Origin of the sequence: Sunxiuqinia elliptica, from assembly GCF_900113005.1 — a bacterium.
GTDB classification, from domain to species: Bacteria; Bacteroidota; Bacteroidia; order Bacteroidales; family Prolixibacteraceae; genus Sunxiuqinia; species Sunxiuqinia elliptica.
Genome location: NZ_FONW01000006.1, coordinates 112,748 through 139,322 on the forward strand (window position 1 = coordinate 112,748; position 26,575 = coordinate 139,322).

Annotated in this window: 26 protein-coding genes; 9 read left to right on the forward strand and 17 right to left on the reverse strand. The window is 41.1% G+C overall.

Annotated features, from left to right (window positions below):
- Positions 1-2 precede the first annotated feature (2 nt).
- The 6 genes from BM156_RS12545 to BM156_RS12570 all read right to left on the reverse strand — a co-directional run bounded on the left by BM156_RS12545 (position 3) and on the right by BM156_RS12570 (position 4,602).
- Positions 3-998 carry a CdaR family protein gene (locus tag BM156_RS12545; RefSeq protein ID WP_139218275.1) on the reverse strand — a complete coding sequence of 332 codons (996 nt, stop codon included), beginning with the start codon at positions 996-998 and terminating at the stop codon, positions 3-5.
- Between the two features lie 70 nt (positions 999-1,068).
- Positions 1,069-1,383, reverse strand: coding sequence for a preprotein translocase subunit YajC (yajC, locus tag BM156_RS12550; protein WP_093920233.1), 315 nt, complete (start codon positions 1,381-1,383; stop codon positions 1,069-1,071).
- Between the two features lie 12 nt (positions 1,384-1,395).
- Entirely contained in the window at positions 1,396-1,830 is a 435-nt protein-coding gene (locus tag BM156_RS12555) for a DUF1573 domain-containing protein (RefSeq protein ID WP_093920234.1), read from the reverse strand.
- Positions 1,827-2,789, reverse strand: coding sequence for a transcription antitermination factor NusB (nusB, locus tag BM156_RS12560; RefSeq protein ID WP_093920235.1), 963 nt, complete (start codon positions 2,787-2,789; stop codon positions 1,827-1,829). Before nusB ends, BM156_RS12555 begins: the two co-directional genes overlap by 4 nt.
- Positions 2,790-2,856: 67 nt before the next feature.
- Complete coding sequence (locus tag BM156_RS12565; RefSeq protein WP_093920236.1) at positions 2,857-3,579, reverse strand: rhomboid family intramembrane serine protease; 723 nt, start codon at positions 3,577-3,579, stop codon at positions 2,857-2,859.
- On the reverse strand, positions 3,580-4,602 hold the full coding sequence (locus BM156_RS12570) for a threonine aldolase family protein (protein ID WP_093920237.1): 1,023 nt from the start codon (positions 4,600-4,602) through the stop codon (positions 3,580-3,582). It abuts the gene before it with no gap.
- A 417-nt stretch (positions 4,603-5,019) separates the two neighbouring features.
- On the opposite strand from BM156_RS12570, the gene BM156_RS12580 reads away from it, so the two are divergent.
- A complete protein-coding gene (locus tag BM156_RS12580) occupies positions 5,020-6,324 on the forward strand; it encodes a cryptochrome/photolyase family protein (RefSeq protein ID WP_093920239.1) in 1,305 nt (434 codons plus the stop codon).
- 98 nt (positions 6,325-6,422) lie between these two features.
- Here the strand turns inward: BM156_RS12580 and BM156_RS12585 are convergent, their stop codons facing one another.
- On the reverse strand, positions 6,423-6,965 hold the full coding sequence (locus BM156_RS12585) for a glutathione peroxidase (RefSeq protein WP_093920240.1): 543 nt from the start codon (positions 6,963-6,965) through the stop codon (positions 6,423-6,425).
- 218 nt (positions 6,966-7,183) lie between these two features.
- Here BM156_RS12585 and BM156_RS12590 point away from each other — a divergent pair, with 218 nt between their 5' ends.
- The 5 genes from BM156_RS12590 to BM156_RS12610 all read left to right on the forward strand — a co-directional run bounded on the left by BM156_RS12590 (position 7,184) and on the right by BM156_RS12610 (position 12,561).
- Positions 7,184-8,287 carry a DNA polymerase III subunit gamma/tau gene (locus BM156_RS12590; RefSeq protein ID WP_093920241.1) on the forward strand — a complete coding sequence of 368 codons (1,104 nt, stop codon included), beginning with the start codon at positions 7,184-7,186 and terminating at the stop codon, positions 8,285-8,287.
- A 155-nt stretch (positions 8,288-8,442) separates the two neighbouring features.
- Positions 8,443-8,949 carry a hypothetical protein gene (locus tag BM156_RS12595; RefSeq protein ID WP_093920242.1) on the forward strand — a complete coding sequence of 169 codons (507 nt, stop codon included), beginning with the start codon at positions 8,443-8,445 and terminating at the stop codon, positions 8,947-8,949.
- 111 nt (positions 8,950-9,060) lie between these two features.
- A complete protein-coding gene (locus BM156_RS12600; RefSeq protein WP_093920243.1) occupies positions 9,061-9,573 on the forward strand; it encodes a ferritin in 513 nt (170 codons plus the stop codon).
- Between the two features lie 95 nt (positions 9,574-9,668).
- On the forward strand, positions 9,669-11,855 hold the full coding sequence (locus tag BM156_RS12605) for a RelA/SpoT family protein (protein WP_093920244.1): 2,187 nt from the start codon (positions 9,669-9,671) through the stop codon (positions 11,853-11,855).
- 208 nt (positions 11,856-12,063) lie between these two features.
- The gene (locus BM156_RS12610) at positions 12,064-12,561 is read left to right on the forward strand and encodes a glutathione peroxidase (RefSeq protein ID WP_093920245.1); all 498 of its coding nucleotides are present in this window, start codon (positions 12,064-12,066) and stop codon (positions 12,559-12,561) included.
- On the opposite strand, the gene BM156_RS12615 is transcribed toward BM156_RS12610, so the two are convergent.
- Positions 12,551-13,147: a nitroreductase family protein gene (locus tag BM156_RS12615; protein ID WP_093920246.1), complete on the reverse strand. Its 597-nt coding sequence runs from the start codon at positions 13,145-13,147 to the stop codon at positions 12,551-12,553. The two genes, BM156_RS12610 and BM156_RS12615, sit on opposite strands and share 11 nt — an antisense overlap.
- Positions 13,148-13,295: 148 nt before the next feature.
- On the opposite strand from BM156_RS12615, the gene BM156_RS12620 reads away from it, so the two are divergent.
- Positions 13,296-13,574 carry a tetratricopeptide repeat protein gene (locus BM156_RS12620; protein WP_093920247.1) on the forward strand — a complete coding sequence of 93 codons (279 nt, stop codon included), beginning with the start codon at positions 13,296-13,298 and terminating at the stop codon, positions 13,572-13,574.
- On the opposite strand, the gene BM156_RS12625 is transcribed toward BM156_RS12620, so the two are convergent.
- From BM156_RS12625 to BM156_RS12645, 5 genes are all read right to left on the reverse strand, one after another.
- Positions 13,564-15,129, reverse strand: a complete 1,566-nt coding sequence (locus tag BM156_RS12625) for a DUF1501 domain-containing protein (protein WP_093920248.1) — start codon at positions 15,127-15,129, stop codon at positions 13,564-13,566. The two genes, BM156_RS12620 and BM156_RS12625, sit on opposite strands and share 11 nt — an antisense overlap.
- Positions 15,126-16,772, reverse strand: coding sequence for a DUF1800 domain-containing protein (locus BM156_RS12630; RefSeq protein ID WP_139218276.1), 1,647 nt, complete (start codon positions 16,770-16,772; stop codon positions 15,126-15,128). Before BM156_RS12630 ends, BM156_RS12625 begins: the two co-directional genes overlap by 4 nt.
- 192 nt (positions 16,773-16,964) lie before the next feature.
- Complete coding sequence (gene rsmD, locus BM156_RS12635) at positions 16,965-17,513, reverse strand: 16S rRNA (guanine(966)-N(2))-methyltransferase RsmD (protein WP_093920250.1); 549 nt, start codon at positions 17,511-17,513, stop codon at positions 16,965-16,967.
- Positions 17,510-18,340 (reverse strand): DUF3822 family protein, encoded by an 831-nt coding sequence (locus tag BM156_RS12640; RefSeq protein ID WP_093920251.1) that lies wholly within the window; start codon positions 18,338-18,340, stop codon positions 17,510-17,512. The genes rsmD and BM156_RS12640 overlap by 4 nt, the downstream gene beginning before the upstream one ends.
- Before the next feature lie 8 nt (positions 18,341-18,348).
- Positions 18,349-18,981 (reverse strand): hypothetical protein, encoded by a 633-nt coding sequence (locus BM156_RS12645; protein WP_093920252.1) that lies wholly within the window; start codon positions 18,979-18,981, stop codon positions 18,349-18,351.
- Between the two features lie 90 nt (positions 18,982-19,071).
- Here BM156_RS12645 and BM156_RS12650 point away from each other — a divergent pair, with 90 nt between their 5' ends.
- Entirely contained in the window at positions 19,072-20,496 is a 1,425-nt protein-coding gene (locus tag BM156_RS12650) for an ATP-dependent DNA helicase (RefSeq protein WP_093920253.1), read from the forward strand.
- Positions 20,497-20,548: 52 nt separating this feature from the next.
- On the opposite strand, the gene BM156_RS12655 is transcribed toward BM156_RS12650, so the two are convergent.
- From BM156_RS12655 to rpsA, 4 genes are all read right to left on the reverse strand, one after another.
- Entirely contained in the window at positions 20,549-21,880 is a 1,332-nt protein-coding gene (locus BM156_RS12655; protein WP_093920254.1) for an alpha-L-fucosidase, read from the reverse strand.
- A gap of 110 nt (positions 21,881-21,990) precedes the next feature.
- Complete coding sequence (locus BM156_RS12660; protein ID WP_244525743.1) at positions 21,991-22,920, reverse strand: ribonuclease Z; 930 nt, start codon at positions 22,918-22,920, stop codon at positions 21,991-21,993.
- 14 nt (positions 22,921-22,934) lie between these two features.
- A complete protein-coding gene (locus tag BM156_RS12665) occupies positions 22,935-23,288 on the reverse strand; it encodes an STAS domain-containing protein (RefSeq protein WP_093920255.1) in 354 nt (117 codons plus the stop codon).
- Positions 23,289-23,336: 48 nt separating this feature from the next.
- Complete coding sequence (rpsA, locus tag BM156_RS12670) at positions 23,337-25,208, reverse strand: 30S ribosomal protein S1 (protein WP_093920256.1); 1,872 nt, start codon at positions 25,206-25,208, stop codon at positions 23,337-23,339.
- Between the two features lie 352 nt (positions 25,209-25,560).
- On the opposite strand from rpsA, the gene BM156_RS12675 reads away from it, so the two are divergent.
- Positions 25,561-26,520: a UDP-glucuronic acid decarboxylase family protein gene (locus BM156_RS12675; protein ID WP_093920257.1), complete on the forward strand. Its 960-nt coding sequence runs from the start codon at positions 25,561-25,563 to the stop codon at positions 26,518-26,520.
- Positions 26,521-26,575 lie beyond the last annotated feature (55 nt).

Genomic DNA, 26,575 nt, shown 5'->3' on the forward strand with positions numbered 1-26,575 from the left:
TTTTATTTTTCAATGAGATACTCAATTCTTCTGGGGGCAAGGTTTACTGCCTTCAGGTGTGGAGGTACTTTCTCTAGTTTTACAGGAAGGTAGTCTTTCTGTGACAGGATATCTTCATACGAAACAATTGCCTCAAAGTCATTCGATGTAATCGACGAAAATCGACTAAGACCAACTAAGAAATTTAATTTTACCTCGGCCGGGAAAAGACTAATGTGTATACTATCTGGAATTCCTTGAATCTGCACCGGAACCGCAAGTTCTTTTTCTGTAAACTCTTCAATTGGTATTTGAACAACCACGCGCTTAGGCGAAAATTCAAGGTGCTTAATATCTTGCAATGGAACGTTCCGTTGTACTGTCTGTGCAAGCTCTTTGTAGTGTTGAGCTACTGTTTTTATTATTTTAAGTGTATCCAAAATTGATTCGGGGCCATGGACGATAACTGAATCAGGCTTCACTTGAACGGATTCGTATTGATAGTGTTGCTTTTTTAGTTGAAAGCTGATGGCTGGTTCTACTTTTTTCTTTTGGCTGACGATCCGGTCAAACTGGAAGTAGATCGTGTCAGGGTGAACACCCGTGATGGTTAACTCGTTACTCAGCTGGTCGGCAATTTCATTTCGGAAAAGACGGCTTGACAAAGCATAGTTTGAGCGACTGCTGTCTTCCATGCTTTCGCCTCCAAACTCATTGATATTAAACACGAGTGGCGAAAAGGCCATGCTCAGTTTATAGCGCAAAAGCGTAAAACCATAGGATTTAACATCAAGCGTAAAATGACTGGGGGGATCGTTCACCAATAATTTATTTTTGGGGTGATTGGTGTAGCGAACCGGAAAAGAAAGTTCCACTTCGTATTCTTTTTCAAGTGCATTCAGAAGCCAAAATACCGAGGCAATTCCCACACAAACGAGATAAATAACCAACTTGCGGTCATTCTTTATATTTAACCTTCGAAGAAAGGTTTGTATCTTATGTAGCCATTTGTTTTCCACGCAACCAAAGATAAAAAAAAGGGTTGACTCACTGTCGACCCTTTCCTGGCTTTTACTAAAAAACCATAAATTATTTTTGTGGAGTTACATCAGACATGTCTTTTACGACAGCGCTTTTGTCAACTCGTAGTTTTACATTGTCATCGACTTGCAACAAAACGTAGTTTTCCTTGATTTCTGCAACTTTTCCATAAATTCCACCAGTTGTTACTACTTTGTCGCCTTTGGCCAAGCTTTCACGGAATTTCTTCAATTCTTTCTGACGTTTAACCTGAGGACGGATCATAAAGAAGTAGAAAACAACAATAATCAGAACGAGTGGAAGGAATGTTGTTATTGGATTTTGTTCTGCTCCAGGCTGAGGAGCCATTAATAAATAGTTCATCGTTTCTTAGCTTTAATTTTTACTGTATAATTTTATAAATTCATTCTCTACATTGGCCGCAATCGCTAACTTTTGGGGTTTTTCTTTGGCATTCGAGTAAATCAACAACTCTTTATACACTTTTCCTGTTTCGCCAGCTGTATTAAAAACAACTTCAATTAACCCTGTTTGTCCAGCTTTAACAACTTCCTTTGGGAAATGAGTTTCAATGCATCCACAATCTGTTTCGATGCGTTTGATGATTAATTTTCCTTCCCCGGAATTTTCAAACTGAAAGCTGTAAGCAACAACTTCTCCTGATTGGAGATTCCCAAAATTATGGAATTCTTCCTGAAACGCAAATTCTCCAACAGCAGTATCTGCTTGGTCTTGTTTGTTATTTGGTTTGGTGTTGTTTTGACAAGCAGACAAGATAAGAATCAGTGCTATCGTTAGCAGCTTATTCATGATTTAGGCGTATCTTCTCCAATTAATCCGCGACCAGCTTTGAGAATTTTATTTTCATTTTTCAAGGCTTTCAAAGCCTTGTCCAGGATGCCGTTGATGAAGTTTCGGCTCTTTTTCGTGCTGTAATATTTTGACAGTTCGATGTATTCGTTCAAACTTACTTTCGTAGGAATTGAAGGGAAATACAAGAACTCGGCAATAGCCATCTCCAAAATCAACTCATCGATAAATGCAATGCGTTCAACATCCCAGTTAACGGTGTGAGTGGTGACAACCTGTTTTAGCTCGTCATGATTCAAAATGGTTTTCCGGAATAAATCTTTGGCGAACTGACGATCCTCCTCATCTTTAAACATTGGAAGAAGTGCTTGATTTTCGCGGGTGTATTCCTTGAATTTCTTGAATGTTTTGATGATCATGCTAATGACAAAGTCAACATCATCATTCCAGTAAATACTTTGTTCTTCCAGAATTCCGAAAAGATCATCAGATTGAAGGATAACTTCAGCAAATAGCTGTTCAACCAGTTTCTTGTCTGCTTGATAAGAGCTTTCTGGAGCAAGCATATAGCTCTTGTAAAAGTCTGTTGCAATCAATGCATTGTACATCTTCTTGACAAACTCCGGCTCATTAATCCAGCTCAGTTTTGACTTGTCAAGGTATTTGTTTAGACTCTCGTTTTCTTTTAGCTGACTGATTAGCTGATTCCGGATAAAACGGGTATTCGGATTCAGATCCTCTTCCGTTGGAAAGTGTTTCTTCTTTCTCAACTCAATAACTGATTCGGCATGCTTACTGATCTCAATGGCCAAATCCAACAAATAATGGTAAAGATCGTATGTTTTCTGTATACTGAAGAATAGCTCCTTCTCCGAGTTGTTAATCGACTTCTCCGACGAAGTATAATAGGCGTACAGAACCTGTAATACTTTAATACGAATAATTCTTCTGCTAATCATTGTTATAGAACTAGTTTTCCTTTAAAAGATGGCAAAGTTACACAATTTCTTTTCTGCTGTTCAACATCTACTTGTTTTTTTCGTTGTCGTCTTCGAAATAATTTGCCGTGTGGTCCGATGTGTAGAAGGTAGAATGGTCATCTTCTTCATCATCAGCTTCTTCTTCCCATTCGTAATGCTGTCGCTGCGGCCCCTGTTTTCGGTAATAAATGCTTAATAATAGGCCACTCACACTTCCCCATAAATGACTTTCCCAAGAAACGTCGGGCTTGATTGGGAAAATTCCCCAGAACATACTGCCATAAAGGAAAACAACAATGATGGCAATCGTCAGTAATTTGACGTCGTTTCGAAAGATGCCGCTAAAGAATAAAAAGGAGGCAAGTCCATAGATGACTCCACTGGCTCCAATGTGCCAGGCCTCACGTCCTCCGAGCCATACACAGAGGCCCGAAAGGAGGTAAATCAAGATAAATATTCGGTAGGCCAGTTTTCGGTAAAAGTAGAAAAGGGCCAGAGATAGTACAAAAAAAGGAGCTGAGTTAGCTGCCAGGTGTTTGTAACCGCTATGAATGAATGGCGAAAAAAGGATGCCTTTCAAACCTTCTGGTTTAAGCGGAAAAATACCATAGACAGCCAATTCAATATTTAATGTTGATTCAACTAGAAAGACCAACCAAAATGCCACTAAAAAGAGCGTTGGAAAAACAAGACTGTGTTTGAAGATCTTTTTTTCCAATTCGGGATCATGCGAATCGCCGCTGGATGGATAGTAGTTGAATAAGGGCATTTAAATTAAACGATCAATTAGTTTTACAAAGCCGTGGATGTCTTCTTCCGTTGTATCAAAAGAGGTCATCCAGCGAACTTCGGATCGGGATTCATCCCACACATAAAAGAAATATTCTTCTTGCAGTTTGGGAATAATCTTAGTTGGAACAATGGCAAAAACACCATTGGCTTCGGTTTCCTGAGTTAGTTGTACTTTCCCGAGTTTTAAGATCTCTCGCTCGAGCAATTTGGCCATTTGGTTGGCATGCTGTGCATTGGTTTTCCAAAGTTCGTTTTTGAAATAGGCCAAAAACTGGGCCCCAACAAAGCGCATCTTTGAGAACAGTTGCATGTTTTGTTTACGGATATATTTGGTGTATTTGGTCAGGTCTGGATTGAAGAACAAGACCGCTTCACCCATTAATAGGCCATTTTTGGTTCCCCCAAAAGAAAGCATATCAATGCCCGCATCCCTTGTGAAATCGCGAAATGGCAAGTTTAGCGCAACAGCTGCATTAGCCAAACGGGCGCCATCCATATGAACCAATAGTCCATACTCGTGAGCAAGTGCGGTGATTGCCTTAATCTCTTCTAGTGCGTATACGGTTCCTAACTCCGTAACTTGAGAGATGGAAATTACCCGAGGCTGTGAGTGGTGCTCGAAATCAAAGCCATGTAGATATTGCTTGATCCCTTCGGGAGTAATTTTCCCTTTTTGACTTGGAACCGGAAGTAGCTTGCAGCCGGTTAATTTTTCAGGAGCACCACATTCGTCAACTTGAATGTGGGCAGTATCTGCACAAATAATGGAGTTAAATGAATTTGTTGCCGAGGAGAGTGCAAGGACATTTGCTCCTGTTCCATTAAAAACAAAAAATACTTCGGTATCCTGCCCAAACTCTTTCTTAAAAAGTGCGATGGCTTCTTGCGTATAAGGGTCGTCTCCGTAGCCTACAACATGTCCTCGATTAGCCTGCTCAATGGCTTTTAATATATTGGGATGAACTCCTGCGTTGTTATCGCTGGCAAATCCTCTGTTCATAAATCAATCTTTAGTTGGGTTTTACAATTTGAAATTTGCGGTTTTCCTTTTCAAGCTTCTTCGTGCTAGCCTTAATTCGCGAAGATGAAGAAGCAGGGTATAAAAGAAAAGAAAATATTACTTCGAACAAAATTGTTACAGATGAAACGAGCATGATTTTATTCATCATTAAATCACAAAGGAGTATGATTAAAAAAAATTGTGCGAGAGCGAAGCGGTTCCATGAGTTTAAAATTTTAAACGAAAGAATATTGTAGCCATCTAAACCATTGATAAGTTGCTGAATTTTGTGTACTTTTTGGCATATAATGGCTTGGGAAAAAGGAAGGAAATATTGTTTTGTGTTAAACAAAACCAGTTTCTGGAAGAACTTTTTGTTGCGAAATTGTTCTGAGTATAAAAAAGGGACTTAAACAAATGAAAAAGAAGATCAATATTTTTTGGTTTCGGCGCGACCTAAGGGTGCGTGATAACCATGGATTGTATGAGGCTTTACATGCAGGGGAGCCAGTTTTGCCCGTTTTTATTTTTGATACCCGAATTATTAATGATTTGGAAGATGATGATAGCCGGGTTGAGTTTATTGTTGATGAAGTACGGCGATTAAAAGCTGAATTTGAGTTAAATGGCAGCACTTTTTGGATTTATCATGGTAAGCCTTTGGATGCATTTAAACGATTATGGGTTGAATATGATATTAAAGGTGTTTACGCCAACGAAGACTACGAACCTTATGCTCGCGAAAGGGAGGGTGAGATCAGCCGTTTTTTACAAGCGCATGAGGTCGATTTCTTGCTATTTAAAGATCACGTGATTTTCCATAAAGAGGATATTTTAAAAGCAGATGGAAAGCCCTATACGGTATTTACGCCATACAGTAAAAAATGGCTTGAGCGATTGACTGCTAAAGAAACAAAAATCTTTCCTTCAGAAAAGCATTTGAATCAACTTCACCAAACAGCTCCATTAAAAGATATTCACTTGCGCGATTTGGGTTTTCGGCGAGGTAGCATTGAATTTCCGGCGAGAGATATTGATGAATTGACATTGGAAAATTACGCTAACGATCGTGATTTCCCGGGACAGAATGGAACCACTCATTTGGGAATCCATTTACGCTTTGGAACAATCAGCATTCGTGAGCTGACAAGAAAGGCAAAGGAACATTCCTCTGTTTTTCTGAATGAACTGATCTGGCGTGATTTTTATGCAGCCATTTTGTGGCACTTTCCACATGTTGAAGGAAGTGCTTTTAAGCCAGCTTACAATCAAATACCTTGGATCAACTCGGAAAAAGAGTTTGCTCGCTGGTGTGAGGGAAATACAGGTTACCCCTTGGTTGATGCAGGTATGCGTGAGCTAAATGAAACGGGGTATATGCACAATCGTGTCCGGATGGTTACGGCCAGTTTTCTATGTAAACATTTGCTGATTGACTGGCGATGGGGTGAGGCTTATTTTGCAGAGAAACTGTTGGATTTTGACTTAGCGTCGAATAATGGAGGTTGGCAGTGGGCTGCAGGAACGGGTTGCGATGCGGCGCCTTATTTTCGGGTTTTTAATCCTACGTTACAGGCCCAAAAGTTTGATCCTGAACTAAAATACATTCGAAAATGGGTGCCTGAGTTTGAACAACTGACTTATTCGCATCCGATGGTTGAACACAAATTTGCCCGTGAACGCGCTATTTCAACCTATAAAAAGGCGTTGGATTCGTTATAAAATCTTTTATAAAAAAAGCATGGTTGATTTACTTCTTAGTCAATCGAACCATGCTTTGTGTACGCTTAATCAATTTTGATTATTCATTAGCGAGTACACTATGAGTCTCCTTTTATCCAGTTAACAATCTTCGGATCGTTTGGCTTAACTTTTGGCTTGATAAAATCGACTAGCTGTCCATTTTTATCAATCAAGTATTTTTGAAAGTTCCAGCTAACTTCTGAATCACTGACTCCGTTTTTTGCTTTTTGGGTAAGCCATTGGTAAACGGGATGAATATCTTTGCCTTTAACAGATACTTTGCTCATCATGGGGAAGCTTACGCCATAGTTTTTTTCACAAAACGCAGCAATGTCTTCGTCTGAGCCAGGCTCTTGGTTCGCAAAATTATTGGCCGGAAAACCAACAATTGTAAAATGCTCTCCTCCATATTGGTCATAAAGTTCTTGTAAAAGTTCATATTGTGGGGTCAGACCACACTTGGATGCCGTGTTAACCACCAAAACTTTTTTACCTTTCAACTGGGCTAAATCAAAATTCCCGCCTTCAATATCTTTAACGGTAAACTCATGGAAGCTACTTTGTCCAAAACTTAATGAAATGGCAAAGATCATAGCTAAAAGAAAAGTCAATTTTTTCATAGGTATTTATCTTTTATAGCAATGAAACATTCAGGATGTTGACGTAAAGTCAGCAAATAAGATTGCTAACCTTTTCAAAGATGCTTCATTAGGATAAAAACAGTTGATCATGTAAAAAGTTTGCCATGTGAAGGCGAGCCGAATCTTAATTCTTGTTAATAAAATCCCCCTGAATTTCCTCTTAAAATGTTTATCTTTGAGCTTCATTAAATGAAATTATGGAGAATTTTATTGTTTCTGCCAGAAAATACCGTCCAGATACTTTTCAAACAGTAGTTGGTCAAGCTTCAATTACTTCAACATTGAAAAATGCCATCAAGAACAGTCAGTTGGCGCATGCCTATTTGTTCTGTGGTCCTCGTGGTGTTGGGAAGACAACTTGTGCCCGTATTTTTGCAAAAACAATTAATTGCCAAAACTTAACAGCAGAGACTGAGCCTTGCAATAGCTGTGAGTCATGTATGGCTTTTAACGATAATCGTTCGTATAACATCCATGAGCTGGATGCGGCATCGAACAACTCGGTCGATGATATTCGTAACCTGACAGATCAGGTGCGGATTCCTCCACAAATTGGAAAGTACAGCATCTATATTATTGATGAGGTTCACATGTTGTCTCAGGCTGCTTTTAATGCCTTCCTGAAAACCTTGGAAGAGCCACCAAAGCATGCCATTTTTATTCTGGCAACAACCGAAAAGCACAAAATTATCCCAACCATTTTATCGCGTTGTCAGATTTTTGATTTTAATCGAATTAAGATCGGAGATATTTCGGGGCACCTGAACTATGTTGCCCAGAGCGAACAAGTGCAAATCGAAAGCGAAGCATTAAATGTCATTGCTCAGAAAGCGGATGGCGCCATGCGAGATGCACTGTCTATTTTTGATCAGATTGTTAGCTTCTCAGGTAAAAATATCACGTATAAAGATGTGATTGATAACCTGAATGTATTGGATTACGACTATTATTTCCGTTTAGTCGATTTGCTGTTAGAGAACGATGTCGCCAATGCGTTGTTGCTGTTTAATGAGGTGTTGGATCATGGTTTTGACGGGCACCATTTTATTAATGGACTGAGCAGCCATATACGGGATTTATTGGTCTGTAAGGATCAGATTACAGTGCAGTTGCTTGAAGTTGGAGGTGAAATCAAGGAGAAGTATAAAGCACAGGCTGCTGGTTGCGATCCCGCCTTTTTGCTGGAGGCGTTGAAAATAAGCAACGAATGTGACATGCAATACAAAGCCAGCCAGAATAAACGCTTGCTGGTTGAACTGAGTTTGATCCGGATGGCACAGCTCACCTTAAAAAAAAAATAGCTAACGACAACGAAGTTGTTGAATTAGAGCCAATTTTCTCTGGGAAAAGTCAAGCTGCTGCACGAAAAACAAGCCCTTCCGGGGCTGCTCCCAAACGAGATGAAGAACCTCAAAAAGCATCGAATGCCGCTAGCTCATCAGATGGTGACGTTCCTGTGCGAACTCCTGTAAAACGAGTAATAAAGCGACGGGGAAGTGGTTTTACGCCTTCAATTAAGGATGCTCTGTCTGGTAAAATCGATGGCGATAAAGAAGGAGACGCAAAGGAGAAGCTCAAGTATTTTGTTGGCGAACAACTAAAGGAATCGTTTACCAAAGAGCAGTTTGAGGCGAAATGGGGAGAGTATCTTTTGAGATTGAGTGACCGTCCAAACCTGAAAGCGACCCTTTCCAGAACACCGGAATTATTGGAGAATTTCAAGCTGAGCTTAAAGATTGATAATTCGGTTCAGGCAGAGGAAATTAATAAGATTAAACCGGACTTGGTCTCTTGGTTGCGGAAAGAATTGCGGAACACAAGTATCGAGTTGATTACCGATATTGTGGCGCAGGAAGTTGAGTATAAGCCTTATTCTGAGACCGAGAAGTTGAATGAGATGGTTAAAAAGAACCCAAATCTTGCTTTAATGAAGCAACGGTTTAATTTGGATTTTGGAGAATAATTGATGGTAAACAGGCTTAAGCCTTTGTTAACCCATTATGAAAATAGCTGCAATCAGGCAGCGATCTACTTTTTTTTAGTATTTTTGAATAAAACGAAAAACAAGATCACTATGCTTAAAGAAACAGTTTTAAAAGCCCTGAATAAGCAAATCAATGCTGAAATGCATTCTGCTTATCTTTATTTATCGATGTCGGCCTATTTTGAAGACCAGGGACTATCTGGCTTTGCTAACTGGATGAAAGTACAGTACCAAGAAGAACTTTCACATTCCCTTAAAATATTTGACTTTGTAAATGAGCGTAATGGCCGTGTAATTTTGGAGCCAATTGCAAGTGTTCCTACCGAGTTTAACGGAGTCATCGACGTATATGAAAAAACCTTGGAGCATGAGCAAAAGGTTACCGAAATGATTAACCAGTTGATGGATGTAGCCGTAAAAGCAAGTGACCATGCAACGCAAAGTTTTTTGAAGTGGTTTGTTGACGAGCAGGTTGAAGAAGAGGCGAATGTAAACGAGCTATTGGATAACTTGAAGTTGATTAACGGACAAGGGAATGGCGTGTTTATGCTTAACCGGGAGCTTCAGGGACGCAAGTTTGTTGACACGACGAAGGCAGAATAATTGAATTTTATAATGATAAATTCTAAGGCTGCCTAATTAGGTGGCCTTTTTTATTTTTAATGATCCTCGTATTGGATTTCGGAATAGAAAGCAGCATGAATAAACAAATAGAAAAGGCTTGGTTGGAATTGATGGAGTTATGTAAGGCTTCACCTTCTGTTGAGGAAGTAACTGAAATCGAGAAGGCTTTCCAATTTGCCTGGGAGGTGTTGGGTGAAGATACCTGGCCAAGCGGTGAAATCATATTGGTCCATTCCATTGAAGTCGCCCAAGTTGTTGCACGGGAGGTTGGCCTGGGAGCAAGCTCTATTATTGCCGGCTTGCTTCACAATGTAAGCTACGAACAGCGGAGCAAGCAAGTTGGCCTAAAAGAGGTTGAAAAACGCTTTGGGACACAGGTCTCGGGGATTCTGGAAGGGATGGCTAAGATCAATGCCTTAGGAACAGATACGGTGGATCTGTATTCCGAAAACTACCGGAAGTTGATGCTGGCTTTAGCCGGCGATGTTCGGGTTATTTTGGTGAAAATTGCCGACCGTTTACATGTTATGCGGAACTTGGCGATGCATTCATCAGCGGTGCAGCAGAAGATCGCCATGGAAACTTCGCATTTGTATGCGCCATTGGCTCACCGTTTGGGCTTGTACTACATCAATTCCGAGATGCTGGATCTTTGCCTGAAGTACACCAATCCAGAAGCTTATCAATATGTTGATGATCGCTTAAAGGAAAGTCGTGACGAACGCAAGAACTTTGTGGCAGAGTTTGTTAAGCCGATCGAAGAAAAGCTGAAACGTCGAGGATTTAAATTCGACATGAAAGCACGGACCAAGTCGATCAATTCTATTTGGAAGAAGATGCAAAACAAGAAAGTAAGCTTTGATGAAGTTTACGATTTATTTGCCATTCGCGTGATTTTGGATTCGGAGCAGGAGCTCGAAAAATCGGATTGTTGGCAGGTGTATTCCATTGTTACCGAGGAGTACCAGTCGAACCCAGAGCGGATGCGGGATTGGATTACCATGCCCAAGTCGAATGGTTACGAGAGCTTGCATGCTACGGTTTTGGGACCGCAAAAGAAGTGGGTGGAGATTCAAATTCGGACACGTCGAATGGACGAAATTGCAGAGAAGGGCTTGGCTGCCCACTGGAAATACAAAGGTGGATCAGCCAGTTCGGAAATGGAAAACTGGTTGGCAAACGTTCGCGAGATTCTGGAAAATCCAGAATTGAACGTGGTCGATTTTATTGATGACTTTAGCACAAACATTTACAATGATGAAATATTTGTTTTTACGCCTAAAGGCGATTTAAAACGCTTGCCGGCCGGTTCAACCTTACTGGATTTTGCCTACGAGATTCACTCCGAAGTGGGGGATCACTGCGTGGGAGGGATGTTGGATGGTAAGAAGGTGACCTTGCGCTACAAGTTGAAAAATGGCGACCAGGTGGCTGTTGATACCTCCGCGAAGCAAACGCCTAAACTGGACTGGCTTGAGTTTGTGGTGACAACGAAAGCAAAGACGCGGATTAAGGTGAGTGTTAACGAGGAGCGACGGATTGAGGCTGAAAATGGGAAAGAGATCTTGCTTCGGAAGTTGAAAAACTGGAAGATTGATTACAACGACGAACTGATCCGGCTATTATTGAAACACTACAATCTGAAGTTGGCTCAGGATTTATATTACAATATTTCGGTTGGAAAAATTGATACCTTGGCCATTAAGGAACTGATTGTTGAAAAGGAAACAGAGGCTACAGCACGGCAGAAGGTTGAAGAGATTTTACCTTCTGATCAAATGAAGGAGCTCGACTTCTCAACGGGGAATGATTACCTGGTGATTGATAACAACATCAAGAACGTGAATCACAAACTAGCTCCTTGCTGTAATCCGATTTTCGGCGATGCAATCTTTGGTTTTGTTACCATCAATGACGGGATTAAAATACACCGGCGCTCATGCCCCAATGCCAAGCAAATGATTGAGCGCTATCCCTATCGGGTGATCCCAGCTAAATGGCGTGATTCGACCAAGCGGACCTCATTTCAGGCAACAATACGTGTTTCAGGAACGGATGAAGCTGGAATTGTTGGGCAAATATCCTACGTCCTCTCCAAGGACATTGGCGTACAAATGCGCTCGATCAATATTGATACGGTCAATGGAGAGTTTGAAGGGACTTTGAGAGTGTTTGTCAATAACCTTGATCATTTGGATTTCCTGATTCATAAACTGCAAAATATCAAAGGAGTGATCCATGTTTCCCGGGCCGATACCTAGCCGAATAATCCCTCGCAAGGGAGCTGTGGTTTTCGATTTCTCGGATTTTGATACTTAATTTATTGATCGTGAGGTTGTAGTTTCGACCCAGTCTGTAGTGTGAAGAAAATGCTAAGAGAACAATTTGCTGACTTAGCTGTCTGGAAAAAGCGAAGCATGTTTTACAGAGAAGGAAGATAAAAACGATAACAGTTAAGACGACGGAGCAATGATAACTCATTTTTATGACTTTAAAGCGCGGTCTCTTCAGGGAGAGGAGATCGATTTTTCGGCGTACAAAGGGCAGGTGATATTGGTCGTGAATACGGCCAGCCAATGTGGTTTTACGCCGCAGTATGAAGGGTTGCAGGAACTTCATGAGAAGTATCAACCCGAGGGTTTGACGATTCTGGCTTTTCCCTGCAATCAGTTTGGTAAACAGGAGCCCGGAACTGCCGATGAAATTGCCCGGGGCTGTTTGGTAAACTACGGGGTTTCGTTTCAGGTATTCGATAAAGTTGCCGTTAATGGAGCCCAGGCACACCCTGTTTTTCGCTTTTTAAAGCGCCAGTTGCCGGGCGTGTTGGGTGGCCGGATCAAATGGAATTTCACAAAATTCTTGCTCGACCGGGATGGTGTTCCCGTCAAGCGCTTTGCTCCAATGACCAAGCCCGAAAAGATAGAACAAGACATCCTCAACTTGCTTTCCTCTGAGGCTACTTTCTAATCCATTCGGTTTTTTCATTGGCCGGAATACGAGTTCGTGGTGGGCGTTGAAAGGCGGGATCAGGTTCTCCAAGAACAAAGAATCCCACGGGAATGTCCTCTTCCTGTAGGCCCAGAAAATCGCGCATTTCCTGTGAGTAACAGATGGCTCCGGTACTGAGATATCCAGCTATTCCCAAAGATTCAAGACTCAGGTACATATTTTGAACGGCGCAAGCTACTGAAACCAGATCTTCCTGGGCCGGAAATCGCTTGTGTGGATCGCGCTGCGCAATGACGGTTACAATATGCGAAACTCGTTTCCACTTTTCGAGGTAAGCTTTGTACTTGAAATCCATGAATTGATCTGCTGGAGTTATTGCTTTATAAATAGCTTGTTGAACCTCAAAAAAGCGTTTAACGCCTTCACCTGCGAATACTTTTAATTGCCAGGCTTGTACCAAGCCATGTGATGGAGCCCAGCTGGCATTTTCTAACAATTGCTCAATGACTGTGTCATCAATTTGACTTCCTTCTTTTAAGCCGTTGACAAAGGTGGACTTTCTATTTTTGATCCACTGAGAGATATCATTTGCTGTAAAATTCATTATTCTATTAATTTTAGCCGTTTTACCAGTAAACAAACAGGCTGAAGAATGGTTGTTTACTCCACATGCGGTTCAGCCTAATTTGTTTATTTTTGCCTGAACTCATTCCGGGAAAAACAGAATAGTAATCATTTGTAATGTCTGACTAATGAAGAAGGAACTAGCACTTTTAAAATCTTATATTGACCGTGGCGATTTGGTCGATGCTCAGCGGATGATCGATCGTTTATTGGAGCAGTACCCAAGCGAAGCCGAATTACACTTTTTGCATGGGAAACTAGCTTATAAACAACAGCAGTGGGGGCAGGCAATCAATGCTTTTAATCAAGCGCTAGACCTCGATCCTGATCATTCCGAAGCTGCATCGAACCTGGAAATGGCCAACCATATTTTAGGTTATTATACACCGGATATGTTTAATCCGTAATGATCAGCTTTTTTGAAACAAGGTCGTCGCCCGATTGAACACGAAGGATATAATGTCCGGCAGGTAGCCCTTTTACGGAGAACTGTAACTCCAAAAGATTACCTTCTACTTCTTGGTTAAAAAGGGTCTTTACGAACTGCCCCATGGGATTGAAGAGGCTAATCCTTAGTTGTGGATTTTTGGTTTCAATTTTCAGGTTTAAGTAATCAGCTGTTGGAATAGGGTAGGCAGTTACCTTTACCGGATTCTCATAAAAGAAGGTACTTCCTTCAGCTGTTTTTAAAATGGGTAGAATGGGGAATTCATCACCCATGATTTGTTGGGTCGTTGCTTCGGGGAGTTGAAACCATTGCTGAAAGATCGATGCATAAATTGATCGAAAGTCGAATTGCATATCCAGGTTCATAAATGGATTAACTTCCTCGGGAATGGTTGGATTGTGACCAAGTACGGTTGGGTTAATCGGTTGACCAAACAGGATCGCAGGATAGGCTGTTCCGTGGTCAGTTCCCAGATTTTCGTTCGAAGCAATGCGACGTCCAAATTCCGAGTAAACCATGCCAATCACATTTTCTTCCAAGCCCATTCGGTTCAAGTCATCTTGAAAAGCCAAAATACCATCAGCTAGATACCTGAGCAAGCTTGCATGATGTCCTTGTGTCGTGGCGGATTCGCTGGCCACCTGATTGGTGTGGGTGTCAAAGCCGTCCAGGCTAAGCACGTAGATCGGCGTTTCAAGTCCTCCATCAATTAGGCGTGCAACAAGTGCCAGTTGTTTGGCCAGTTGGTTCTTGGGATCTTCGGGGTACAATGGAGATTGATTTTCCCCTTTGGATGCAGCTTCCTGAATAGGATCCAAATAGGCATCAGCAACTCGCATGGCATCCGTTATAAAGCGTAGTTCATGATTATACGGAGAATCTTCTTCAACTTGAGTTTGCTGAATTGTTTGCTGAAAGTTGTTGCTTGCATCGGTCATGCTTATGCTATAGTTTGCAGTATCGCCCTGGCTAATGGGAGAGTCTTGTGTTCCGATCGTTATTGCCAAGGGGTGTGCATCCTCGGTATTTGGAAAGTCTGTTGGGAAATCAGGCGATGCGTTTTGGAAATACCGGCCCAACCAACCCGAGTTCCAATTTAGTTCAGTAGAAGAGGCATTATTTACGATGGTTTGTGATTGGAAGTGCGATAGACTGGGCGAGGGGTAGCTCACATTTTGAATAATGAGGGCCTGCTTTAAATCATAAAGACGTTTGAAACTATTCATTGCGGGATGCATACCCAAAACATCGGTGAGGCGAATCAACTCTTCCTGTGGGATGATAATATTGGGGCGTGCCTTCCTGAGATTGATATATTGATCTAGCGGCGTAAACATATTGAGCCCGTCATTTCCTCCCTTTAGGTGAATCAGAATGAGCTTTCGTGTTTTATTTCCAGATGTAAGGGCTTTTAAAACGGCGTTATCAGGAATTAGTCCAAGAGCTTGACCTTGGATAAGGACAGGCAAGCTGATTGCTGATAAACCATATTTTAGGAAATTCCGTCTTTTCATGCCAATTGATATTCTGCCATCATAAAAATAGTTTGAGCCAGTTTTCGTATTTCATTTTCAATAATTTCCCGTTGAGTCGCGTCTTTCGGGGTGTTCTCAAATTGTTGCCATTCTGAACTCCATTCGGCATCACTTAACTCTCCCATGATGAGTTCTTTTAAAAGTGCAAGTTGGTGAGTGCTGATTGGCTTGGGAAAGAATTGTTTGGACAGCTGATCAATGACTTGATTGATATCTGATGGCTCTGAAATCGTTTTGATCAGTTCAACCCAATTGGCTCGAAAGAATACGCCATTCTGTTTGATCCCTTCAGGGGAGCAAATTGTCTGTACAAATTGCTGTTTGCGCGAAAGAGTGGCTGCATTAATCCATAGTTGATGATACCTCGGAGCTTGGTAATAAGCCGGCCATCCTGCTTCGTCAGGGGGAAATCCCAGCCCCATGCCTTGCTTGGCAGCTTCATTATTAAAATAGTTCAAGAGATGATATTGACCAATGAGCAGTTCTTTCCCCGGAATTTGGAAATGGCAATTTTTTAGTGTCCCCGTAACAAAGTCGATAGGATTTTTAATCAGGCAACCTCTGAGAGTGATATCATAAAAATGCTGGCTTTTTAGTAAGCTTGATAAAACAGGCTTCAGTTCGTACCCATTTGATTGAAGTATTGTGGCTAAAGGTGTAATGATTTCAGCTTCGATGGTTTCATCAATCTGATAGTAAACAAACCAACGGTACAGCTTTCGAACGATATTTTTGGCGGTGGCTTCCTGCTCAAAAAGCAGCTGAATTAGTCGCTTGTACTCAGACTCTCCTTCGTTTTGAATGCTTGTTCCCTGAAAGTACTCTGAGAAAACTTTCGAGTCAGTATTGTGGTTGCCTTCATTAAAATAAGCCTGCCCTGTCGTTTCATCAATTGTCCAACCTGACAGAATAGCTGTCGCTGCCTGCACATCTGTTTCGGTATAATAAGCAGCCTGCTCGGCAGTTTGCTCTTGAGGCCAGCCTAGTGTGAAGTATTCAAGTAGGGTCCGGGCTTGGTTTTCATTGGGCGACTGGGCGTAATTAGATTCGCCATTTAACGCTCGAAGTGTCGCTGGTAACAGGATCATTTCTTCCGTAAACTGTTTCAAATTGCCTAATGCATTCTTGCGGAGGCAATGGTTGTATTCGTATAGGAAGTCTGCTCGTTGAGCAAGTTCTTGCTTCAGTGCAAAGTGGTTGTGCCAAAAGAGAACAAGTTTCTCGCGAATTGATATGCCTGAGGATAGTGTTTGTCCAAACCACCAGCCATTTAAACTGAGAAGCCGGTAGGTATTGTAATTCGAATTGTGCGGCTTGTCAATCCAGGTTTCTCCGATGGGCGTGTCTGCATCGCGGCTGTCAATTCCAAGCGGAGGATCGGGAAAAGGGAGGTCTTCCAGGAGTCGATCAACAACGGTTTCAACCGATTCATTATTGACTTGCAGAAGGTCGGCTGCGGTGTATCCAAATAAACAGCGAGAAAGCAAATGGCGCAACTGATCATCGGTTAACTGTCCGACGAGGGGCTCCAGACTTAGGTTCTGATAAGTGTATTTTGTGCTTGATCGATTGTAAAGAGGTTCAATCTTTGCCTGTTTTGTTGTCGAAAAAGTACGATTCATAGCCACGCTGTTGATTGGATTGCCTGGATCACTTAAGCTAAAAAAAAGATAAGCAATTTTCCCGTATTTATATACGTCTGGCAAGCAAAAGGTAACCCTCAACAGAATGAGAAATGTATAGACTTTGCTTTTAATCCAAAAAAACAGTCGGAGTCATCCCTGGATTTAGGGGTATGAATGTTCGTTTTTAGACTAGCTAGGCTGCTTGTTTTGAAAAAAGCTGAAATGAACACTTCCGTAATTGCGTGTCTCAATCAACTCCGGATGATTGGAGAAATCGTAATATTTGGAGTGTTCCAGAATGAATAGCCCATCTTCTGCCAACAGTTGATTGTCGAAAATTAGGTTGGGAACCTCTTCAAATTTGGGGTGGTCGTATGGTGGATCTGCAAAAATGAGATCGTATTTTTCAGATGTTTGCTCGCAGAATCTAAAAGCATTGCCCTTTATGGCTCGAATTTCATTCTTGGCATTTAGCTGTTGAACGATGGATTGAATAAAAGCATGGTGCTTAAAATCGAGCTCTATACAGGTAATCGATTGGCATCCGCGCGATAAAAACTCAAACGAAATACTGCCGGTACCAGCAAACAGATCGAGTACTTTGAGTGATTCAAAATCGTATCGGTTGGTTAAAATATTGAACAGGCTCTCTTTGGCTCGGTCGGTGGTCGGACGTGCTTTAAATGATTTTCCTGGATGAAACTGTCTTCCGCGATGTATGCCTCCTACTATTCTCATGATTGGGTATTAAAAAGGTTTACAAAACGAGCATCCGGAAGTTGGTCAAATAAATAGCTGTAGGCCACATTGTGGTTTCTACTTTGAATTGACACATACTTAAAATACTGACGTAGATGATGATAAATTGGAGCACGTTTGTTTATTCTGCCATTTACGTGAACGGCAAGCTCTTGCTCTGGAAACCGTTGAGCTACATTCAAAATAAAATAGAGCAAGTCATTGTCGTTTCGATAGGCAAATGAATTGCAAAAATGAATGCGTTGATCCAATACACTTAGGATGAACTGGTTCTTATAAATTTGGATATCCAAAAGTGTATTCTTTCCTGTTTTTCCGGCATAACGGTTCAAAACATTCACAAACTCATGTTGGATCATGGTGCCGGGATGATTCTCCTCGAAAAAGCGTTTTACCTTTTCCACAATGGCAAATTGAACCAAGGATTGATAGCTTTTTACCGGGAGATAACTCAGCTCTTCGTCTTCTTCAAGTTTATGGTTGAGTTGATAGTTTGCCTGAGCTTCCATCCCCGAAAAGAAAGCCTCTGGAATAAGCTGCATTTTATCTGGAGAAGAATAGACCAGTTGCGTAGTTTTGAAGTTAGCTGTTAACACGTCAAATTCAGCATAAATATCAGCGAGTTTGCGATGTAAGAATTTGGGTGTGCCTGAAAATTCTTTATGAAAAAGGTAGACATACTTGTTTTGCAAGCCATCCCTTATACAAAAAGAAAATCCATCCAGACTAAACTGGATGGATAAATGATATTCTTGTGTGAAATTTAAATCAAAGGTCTCGTCAACAAGTAATAAGTGTTGTTGCATAGGATAAATTACTCCCAGTTACCAGCATTATTATTTGTTTCAGTTAATGATCCAACTTTCAATCCAGGGTACTTGTCATTAGTACGTCTTTGGTCATTCAAGTTAATTACTAACTGCTTGTCCAAATTTTTCAGGATTGTGTTGTTGTGAGCTTTCGCCTCAAAAACAGGAACTTTAATTCCGGAACCGGTTGTCAGAACAGTTGCTCCTAAATGGAATTCAGCCACAGTGTCTTGCACTGGGATCATTTTGATATCCTCGATAGGGTAAGAACGTCCAAATAAAGTATCTAAAACACCTACTTTAATTGTATCCCGGATAATCAATCCTTTTTTGATCGCAACTTCTTCAGTCACCCCAGCTTCAATCATACTATCAGTAAGCATACCAATTTTGCGCACCAAAGGAAGAGAATCTTGTTTTACGAATGTAATTAAAGTATCCCAGTCTCCGGTAAAACGTCCGTTTACATCTTTGAACGCAAGTTGTGCTTTACGAATGTCTTTTAGTCTCTGAACGGTAGCGTCATACCTTTCATCTTTTGCCTTCTCAAACAAAATCGGTCTTTCTACACTCTGATAGATAAGGTATGCAAGGATGATTGCAGCGACTATAAGTACGATCTGAATAACTGTCTTCATCTGTATCGTTTTAAGATTAGTTTATGTTTGCATGCAAATTTATAAAAAAAATTAGATTACTATCTGTGGAATAGTTTTAATTTCGTCTGAATGTTGAAAAAACACATTCAAGAACAAATTTATCAGAACTTAGGCTTTACGCCTACAGAAGGGCAAAAGCAATTGACTGAAAAACTTGCGACTTTTGTCGTCAACGCCGATCCCGATGTTTTGTTTTTGTTAAAAGGTTACGCTGGTACCGGGAAGACCAGTATGTTGAATGCTTTAGTAAAAACACTTCATGCATTTAAGTTTCAAACTGTTCTGTTGGCTCCAACAGGAAGAGCTGCCAAAGTCTTGAGTTCGTACACCGGGCAAAGTGCCTACACGGTGCACAAGAAAATCTATCGCCAGAAGTCGACAACCGACGGTTTTGGGCAGTTTGTTCTCGATAAAAACCTGGCAAAAGACTGCTTCTTTATCGTAGATGAAGCGTCGATGATTGCAAATTCATCGAATGAGGGCTCGGTGTTTGGAACCGGTCGTTTGTTGGACGATTTGTATGAATTTGTCTATACCGGCAAGAATTGTAAGTTGATTTTGGTGGGAGATACCGCGCAACTTCCTCCGGTTGGCATGGAGATCACTCCTGCTTTAGATGTTTCGGAGCTCGAAATGTATGGTGCAACGGTAGATCATCATGAGTTGGTTGATGTGGTGCGGCAGGAACAGGATTCGGGGATTTTGTACAATGCTACCGAAATTCGTTCGCTGATTGGAGAGGGGTATTTCTTTCCAGATTATTTTCCGATTGAAACGGAGAGTTTTTCGGACATTAAACGAATTGGCGGTGGAGAGCTGATTGAGAAGATTTCGGATTGCTATGACAAGTACGGAGAAGAAGAGACGATTGTTATTACACGATCAAATAAACGGGCCAATAAGTTTAATGAAGGCATTCGTTCGACTATATTATATAAGGAAGCTCAAATCACGGTTGGCGATTTATTGATGGTGGTTAAGAACAACTACTTCTGGTTGGGTGAAGATGAAAAGGTGGATTTCATTGCCAATGGTGATATTGTCGAAATTCAATCGATCTATAGTTACGAAGAGTTATATGGTTTTCACTTTGCCAATGTTTGCCTGAAGTTTGTTGACTACGACGACCTGGAGATTGATTGTAAAATACTGTTGGAAACCTTGTCGATCGAAACCGCTTCGTTGGGGTATGAAGATAGTCAGCGCTTATTTCAGTCGGTTGCTGAAGATTATCAGGATATCCGAAGTAAAAAGAAGCGTTGGGAGAAAATTCGGGAGAACGAGCATTTCAATGCTTTGCAGGTGAAGTTTGCCTATGCTGTTACTTGCCATAAAGCACAGGGCGGACAGTGGGATGCTGTTTTTGTGGATCAGGGCTACTTGGTGGAAGATATGTTGAACGTGGAATATCTGAGATGGTTGTATACTGCTTTTACGCGACCGGTAAAAGAGCTTTATCTTGTGAATTTTAATAAAGAGTTTTTTGGAGAATAAAAAAGGAGCCGTTCAAGGCTCCTTCTTCTATATTATTCACTTTTCTTACTGACTAGTTACTTTCAATCACTTGTCCTTTTTCGCGATACAGGTCTACTTTATCTTTAAGAAGTACGGCAATAACAGTCACCTGCTCGTCTTGAACTGACTCTGGAACATCGATATACACAATGCCAGGAACAGAGCTCCAGTATTGTTTCCCAACCACTTTCCAATTCAATTTGGTACCTTCTCCAACAACCCAAATACGGTTGATGTTGTTTTTCAAGCCTTTAATCATTAATGGACCGTTTGGTTTGTGAGGAACGAACAAGTACAGAATATCTCCTGCTTTGTTCAAGGCTGTAGGGCCATAAAAATGTTCGTGAGGGATTCCTGCGCGGGTTCCGTAAATGGCTTCTTGGTGCTTGTTGGTCCATCGTCCCAATTCTTTCAAGATGTTTACTTGTTCTGCAGGAATTGTTCCATCAGCTTTTGGGCCAATGTCAAGCAACAGGTTTCCACCCATGCTGATACAATCAACCAAAATACGAATGATTTGATTAGGAGTCTTGTAATCATGATCATTGTGTTGGTATCCCCAAGAGTTATTCATGGTCATGCAAAGTTCCCACCAGTCGCTGTCTGGCTTGGTAACAGGAAGACCTTGTTCAGGCGTTTCGTAATCACCGTATCCTTGAATCCTTGAATTCAGAATAATGTGTTTGTTCCATTTGCGAAGGCTTTCGCTCAACTCTTTTGCTTTCCAGGCCTCAGCTGATTGTTCCCAATCGCCATCAAACCAAAACAAGTCTGGCGAATATTTTTTAGATAGTTCTTCCAACTGGCAGAAGTTGAAGTCAACAAATTTGTTGAAACGCTCTGGATCGTTGGTATAGCGCTTTTCAACCCGGGTTTTGTTTGGGTAATCAGGATGAGACCAGTCAAGAAGTGAGTAGTACAAGCCAACTTTTACATCATTCTTTTGAAATTCTTTAACCAAAGGAAAAAGCAAATCTTTTTTAGCGGGAGTCTTTTTAACAACGCTCAGGTCGTTGCATTTGGTGTCCCAAAGAGCAACGCCATCGTGGTGTTTGGTTGTTATTACCGAATATTTGGCTCCACTTTCTTTAATTAATTTGGCCCATTCTGTTGGATCGTAGTTTTTAGCGGTAAAGCCATCCAGTTGCTTCATGTAGTCTTCGTGCGAAATGTAGTTGTTGAAGAATGACCAACTTTCATCGATCCCGTTGACAGAGTATATGCCCCAATGGATAAAAATCCCCAGTTTGGCATCTTTAAACCATTGCATGCGTTGTTCCTTTTCTTTCCCGCTCTCCTGGGCATTAACCAGCATTGGAGAGCAAATCATAATAGCAATTAGTAGTCGTAATAAATTTCTCATAATAGTAATCGATTAAGTTGCCAAATATAGGAAAAGGAAAGGAAATAACCCTTGATGAATGCTATCGAAAGAGTAGTAAAAGCCAGCTTGAAGCTCTGGAAAAAACGGGCTTAGTCGCGAACGACTTTAAAGACTTCATTTTCAATGATTGCTTCGGTGTTGGGGAAAATTGCACGAGCCTCTTCAAGAATAATTTCGGGTGTTTTGTAGCGAGCGGAGAAGTGGCCGATCAGTAATTTTCCAACATTTGCCTGCTTGGCAATGCTTGCGGCATCTGCTCCCGTTGAATGAAAAGTTGCTTGGGCCAACTTTTTTTCCGATTCCGCAAAAGTGGCTTCGTGGTAGAGTAAATCAACTTTTGAGATTATCGGGATAATTGATTCATGGTAGGCCGTATCGGAACAAAAAGCAAACGAGCGTGGAGCAGCTGGCGGAATCACCAATTCTTTATTTGGAATGATGTCTCCTTTTTCAGTTTGAAAATCGGCTCCGGCTTTGATGTATTTGATTTCCCTGATAGGGATTTTGTATTGTTTTAGTTTACCTTTTTTGATGTTTGGCTCTTTACTTTTCTCGCGAAATAGAAACCCACAACAAGGAATACGATGATGGAGAGGAAACGATGTGATGGTTAGTTTTTCTTCATCGAAAATTACTTGTTCTTTTTTGAAATTGAGCGGATGAAAAACCAGTCGAAAGCCAAGCTCTTCTGTTCCCAGAAAATCTAATTGGTATTGGGTGTAGCGTTGCAATTCCGAGTGCGCATAAATGTGGAGGTCTTTTGTGCGCCCCAGCAAAACCTGGGTTGAGATAAAGCCAATCAGCCCAAAGAAATGATCGCCATGGAGATGCGAAATAAAAATGTGGTCGAGCCGTCCAAAGCCAATTTTATTTTTGCGCAATTGGTGTTGGGTGCCTTCGCCACAATCAATTAAAAAGAACCGCCCAAGCACATTGAGCACTTGAGCGGTTGGGTATCTTTTAGAAGTAGGCATTGCTGAACTACTTCCAAGAATTGTCAATTGAAAAGGCATCTGCATACAGGAATCCCTGTTTAGAGTTTGCTCTTTTCTACCAATAATCCTTCAGCTTCGTTAACGTCTTTTGTAATTAGCAAGACGGTGTGAAGCATCGAGATGCGTATCAGATGTTCAACATCAGGTTGGAGGCCACACAGTATAAATGTTCCGATTGCATCTTCGCAGAGACGGTTGGCAACAAGTATTGCACTTAATCCTGAAGAATCGATGTAATTACAATTGCTAACATCCAAAATGATGTTTTTCACTGAATCGTTTCCCAAGACTACCAACTCTGATTTCAACTCCGGCGCATTATTCGTATCGAGTTTTTTGGATAAAACCCGAACAATGACGTGATCCTCTTTTTTAATAACCTCAAATTCCATGGGAGGAAATTTACAAATTAATGTTGAAACAATTGATACTTAGTGGTTCTATTTTTCTTTATTTTCTTCTGCTTCCATTTGAGATTTCAAAGCAGCCAATTCGCTGATATCACCAAGAGTTGTTTTTTCTTGGCTTTCTTTTACAGCTTTCATAGCTTTTGCAGTTTGTTTGCTTTGAGCTTTTTTCTTAGCAGTGTCTTCTCCTTTTTTCTCATCTTCGAAAATACGTGAGTGAGAAAGGATGATACGTTTTGCTGCTTTAGAGAATTCAATTACTTTGAAATCCAATTTTTCTTCTAAGCTAGCTTTTGATCCATCTTCCTTAACCAAGTGACGAGGAGTTGCAAATCCTTCAACACCGTATGGCAAAGCGATTGTAGCACCTTTGTCGAACAATTCAACAACAGTACCTTCGTGGATTGAATCAACAGAGAAGATTGTTTCAAATACATCCCATGGGTTTTCTTCCAGTTGTTTGTGTCCAAGGCTCAAACGACGGTTGTCTTTGTCGATGTCCAGAACAACAACTTCGATGTCAGCACCGATTGAAGTGAATTCTGATGGGTGTTTGATTTTCTTCGTCCAGCTCAAGTCTGAAATGTGGATCAAGCCGTCAACACCTTCTTCGATTTCAACAAATACACCAAAGTTGGTGAAGTTGCGAACTTTTGCTTGGTGTTTTGTTCCAATGCCGAATTTCGTATCAACTTCTTGCCATGGGTCTTTCTTAAGTTGTTTGATACCCAATGACATTTTACGCTCGTCGCGATCTAAAGTCAAAATTTGAGCTTCTACTTCGTCGCCAACTTTCAGGAAGTCCTGAGCGCTGCGCAGGTGCTGTGACCAGCTCATTTCTGATACGTGGATCAGACCTTCAACTCCAGGAGCGATCTCAACAAACGCACCGTAGTCGGCCATAACAACAACTTTTCCTTTAACGCTGTCGCCAACTTTCAACTCAGCATCCAAGTTATCCCATGGGTGAGGAGTCAATTGTTTCAAGCCAAGTGCAATTCGTTTTTTGTCATCATCGAAGTCAAGGATAACAACGTTCAGTTTTTGATCCAATTCTACGATTTCGTTTGGATGAGAAATACGTCCCCAGCTTAGGTCGGTAATGTGGATCAATCCGTCAACACCACCAAGGTCGATGAATACACCGTAAGAAGTAACGTTTTTAACAGTTCCTTCCAATACCTGACCTTTTTCAAGTTTAGAAATGATCTCTTTCTTCTGTTGTTCCAGTTCAGCTTCAATCAACGCTTTATGTGATACAACTACGTTACGGAATTCTTGGTTGATTTTAACCACTTTGAATTCCATGTTTTTACCAACGTACATGTCGTAGTCGCGGATTGGTTTCACATCAATCTGAGAACCAGGCAAGAAAGCTTCAATTCCGAATACATCAACGATCATACCACCTTTTGTGCGGCATTTGATGTATCCTTTGATAATTTCATCTTTATCCAGCGCATCATTAACACGGTCCCAAGAACGGACTGCACGTGCTTTTTTGTGCGACAGGATCATTTGTCCTTTTTTGTCTTCAAGACTTTCAACGTAAACTTCAACAGTATCGCCAACTTTCAACTCAGGGTTGTAGCGGAATTCGTTCAAACTTACAATACCGTCTGATTTGTAACCTATATCAACAACAACTTCGCGTTTGTTCATTGAAATAACGGTTCCTTCCAGTACTTCTTTTTCCTGAACGGTGTTTAAAGTGTTGTCGTAAAGATCAACTAATTCTTGTTTCTTTGCTCCGGCGAAGCCTTCATCATCAGCTTCTAAAGCAGCCCAGTCAAATTCTTCTGTTTCAGCAGCGGCAGGAGCTTCTGCTTGCTGAGCGTTTTCTACAACCTGTGGTTGTTCGAGTTCTTCCTTTTGCTCAAGGTTCTCTTTTTTTTCTTCTGTCATGTAAAATGCAATTAATTAATAAGTTAGACTTTATATTTGTTAATGCGCGGCAAAATTAGTATTTAATAGGTTTAAATCAAAGGTTTTCAGTGCTTTTTTGGCTTTTTTGCTTGTGTTGAAGCTGAAAAATAATTTTGACGGAATATTTGCTCGTTTTTTTTCTCTTCAATTCGACGAACTGTGTAGCTTTGCAGTCGTTTTTATTGTTCAGACTGATTTATTTTTTACTTTTGATTGGCTGGCGTGAAAATGAAAACTTTAGCTCCTGATCCCATACGGATATGATTGGTTGAAAACGTCGCTGAGGGACTCTGAAATCCTTGATTTAATTGGGGGCAGATTACAAAAATTTATGGACGCACGTAAAAAACGGATTTTAGTAACAGGGGGAGCAGGGTTTATCGGCTCCCATTTGTGTGAGCAACTTTTGAATGAGGGGAACGAGGTGATTTGCCTTGACAATTTTTTCACGGGCTCAAAACAGAAGGTTGTTCACCTACTATCCAATCCTTATTTTGAATTGGTTCGGCATGATATTACGATGCCTTATTATATAGAGGTGGATGAGATTTATAATTTGGCTTGTCCGGCTTCTCCGGTCCAGTACCAATTTAATGCGATTAAAACCATCAAAACGTCAGTGATGGGCTCGATTAATATGTTGGGATTGGCCAAGCGGGTTAAAGCGAAAATCTTGCAAGCTTCCACCAGTGAAGTTTATGGCGATCCAGAGTTGCATCCACAACCTGAATCCTATTGGGGGAATGTGAATCCAATTGGAGTTCGCTCGTGTTATGATGAGGGAAAGCGATGTGCCGAATCACTGTTTGTAAATTACCATGTGCAGAATGGGGTTTCCATCAAGATCGCTCGGATTTTTAACACTTATGGCCCTAAGATGGAGCCTGATGATGGTCGGGTGGTATCTAATTTTATCGTTCAGGCGTTGAAAAATGAGGACATTACCATTTTTGGAGAAGGTACTCAAAGTCGGAGTTTTCAGTATGTTGATGACTTGGTTGAAGGGCTGAAACGCATGATGGCAACGCCAGATGATTTTATTGGTCCGGTGAATATTGGTAATCCAATTGAATTTACGATGTTGGAACTGGCTGAGGAAATCATAAAGTTAACGGGAAGTCGTTCTAAGATCATTTATTTACCCTTGCCGGAAGATGATCCGGTTCAACGACAACCTGATATTCAATTAGCGAAAGAAAAGCTTAATGGTTGGCAGCCTAAAGTGCAGTTGACAGAAGGATTGACCAAAACAATTGCTTATTTCGACGAACTGTTAAAAGCAAGTAGTTAGTTGGCTGTTTTGCGGCAAGTGGACTCCAAGTAACAGCAGTCGCATAAGTCAATAA

Coding starts and splice junctions, on each gene's coding strand:
- BM156_RS12570 (WP_093920237.1), bottom strand. CDS start 4,602: ATGAACAGAGGATTTGCCAGCGATAACAACGCAGGAGTTCATCCCAAT.
- BM156_RS12630 (WP_139218276.1), bottom strand. CDS start 16,772: ATGAATCGTACTTTTTCGACAACAAAACAGGCAAAGATTGAACCTCTT.
- yajC (WP_093920233.1), bottom strand. CDS start 1,383: ATGAACTATTTATTAATGGCTCCTCAGCCTGGAGCAGAACAAAATCCA.
- BM156_RS12585 (WP_093920240.1), bottom strand. CDS start 6,965: ATGAAAAAATTGACTTTTCTTTTAGCTATGATCTTTGCCATTTCATTA.
- BM156_RS12665 (WP_093920255.1), bottom strand. CDS start 23,288: ATGGAATTTGAGGTTATTAAAAAAGAGGATCACGTCATTGTTCGGGTT.
- BM156_RS12675 (WP_093920257.1), top strand. CDS start 25,561: ATGGACGCACGTAAAAAACGGATTTTAGTAACAGGGGGAGCAGGGTTT.
- BM156_RS12620 (WP_093920247.1), top strand. CDS start 13,296: ATGAAGAAGGAACTAGCACTTTTAAAATCTTATATTGACCGTGGCGAT.
- rpsA (WP_093920256.1), bottom strand. CDS start 25,208: ATGACAGAAGAAAAAAAAGAGAACCTTGAGCAAAAGGAAGAACTCGAA.
- BM156_RS12625 (WP_093920248.1), bottom strand. CDS start 15,129: ATGAAAAGACGGAATTTCCTAAAATATGGTTTATCAGCAATCAGCTTG.
- BM156_RS12650 (WP_093920253.1), top strand. CDS start 19,072: ATGTTGAAAAAACACATTCAAGAACAAATTTATCAGAACTTAGGCTTT.
- BM156_RS12610 (WP_093920245.1), top strand. CDS start 12,064: ATGATAACTCATTTTTATGACTTTAAAGCGCGGTCTCTTCAGGGAGAG.
- rsmD (WP_093920250.1), bottom strand. CDS start 17,513: ATGAGAATAGTAGGAGGCATACATCGCGGAAGACAGTTTCATCCAGGA.
- BM156_RS12605 (WP_093920244.1), top strand. CDS start 9,669: ATGAATAAACAAATAGAAAAGGCTTGGTTGGAATTGATGGAGTTATGT.
- BM156_RS12565 (WP_093920236.1), bottom strand. CDS start 3,579: ATGCCCTTATTCAACTACTATCCATCCAGCGGCGATTCGCATGATCCC.
- BM156_RS12615 (WP_093920246.1), bottom strand. CDS start 13,147: ATGAATTTTACAGCAAATGATATCTCTCAGTGGATCAAAAATAGAAAG.
- BM156_RS12645 (WP_093920252.1), bottom strand. CDS start 18,981: ATGAAGACAGTTATTCAGATCGTACTTATAGTCGCTGCAATCATCCTT.
- BM156_RS12640 (WP_093920251.1), bottom strand. CDS start 18,340: ATGCAACAACACTTATTACTTGTTGACGAGACCTTTGATTTAAATTTC.
- BM156_RS12580 (WP_093920239.1), top strand. CDS start 5,020: ATGAAAAAGAAGATCAATATTTTTTGGTTTCGGCGCGACCTAAGGGTG.
- nusB (WP_093920235.1), bottom strand. CDS start 2,789: ATGATTAGCAGAAGAATTATTCGTATTAAAGTATTACAGGTTCTGTAC.
- BM156_RS12590 (WP_093920241.1), top strand. CDS start 7,184: ATGGAGAATTTTATTGTTTCTGCCAGAAAATACCGTCCAGATACTTTT.
- BM156_RS12555 (WP_093920234.1), bottom strand. CDS start 1,830: ATGAATAAGCTGCTAACGATAGCACTGATTCTTATCTTGTCTGCTTGT.
- BM156_RS12600 (WP_093920243.1), top strand. CDS start 9,061: ATGCTTAAAGAAACAGTTTTAAAAGCCCTGAATAAGCAAATCAATGCT.
- BM156_RS12660 (WP_244525743.1), bottom strand. CDS start 22,920: ATGCAGATGCCTTTTCAATTGACAATTCTTGGAAGTAGTTCAGCAATG.
- BM156_RS12655 (WP_093920254.1), bottom strand. CDS start 21,880: ATGAGAAATTTATTACGACTACTAATTGCTATTATGATTTGCTCTCCA.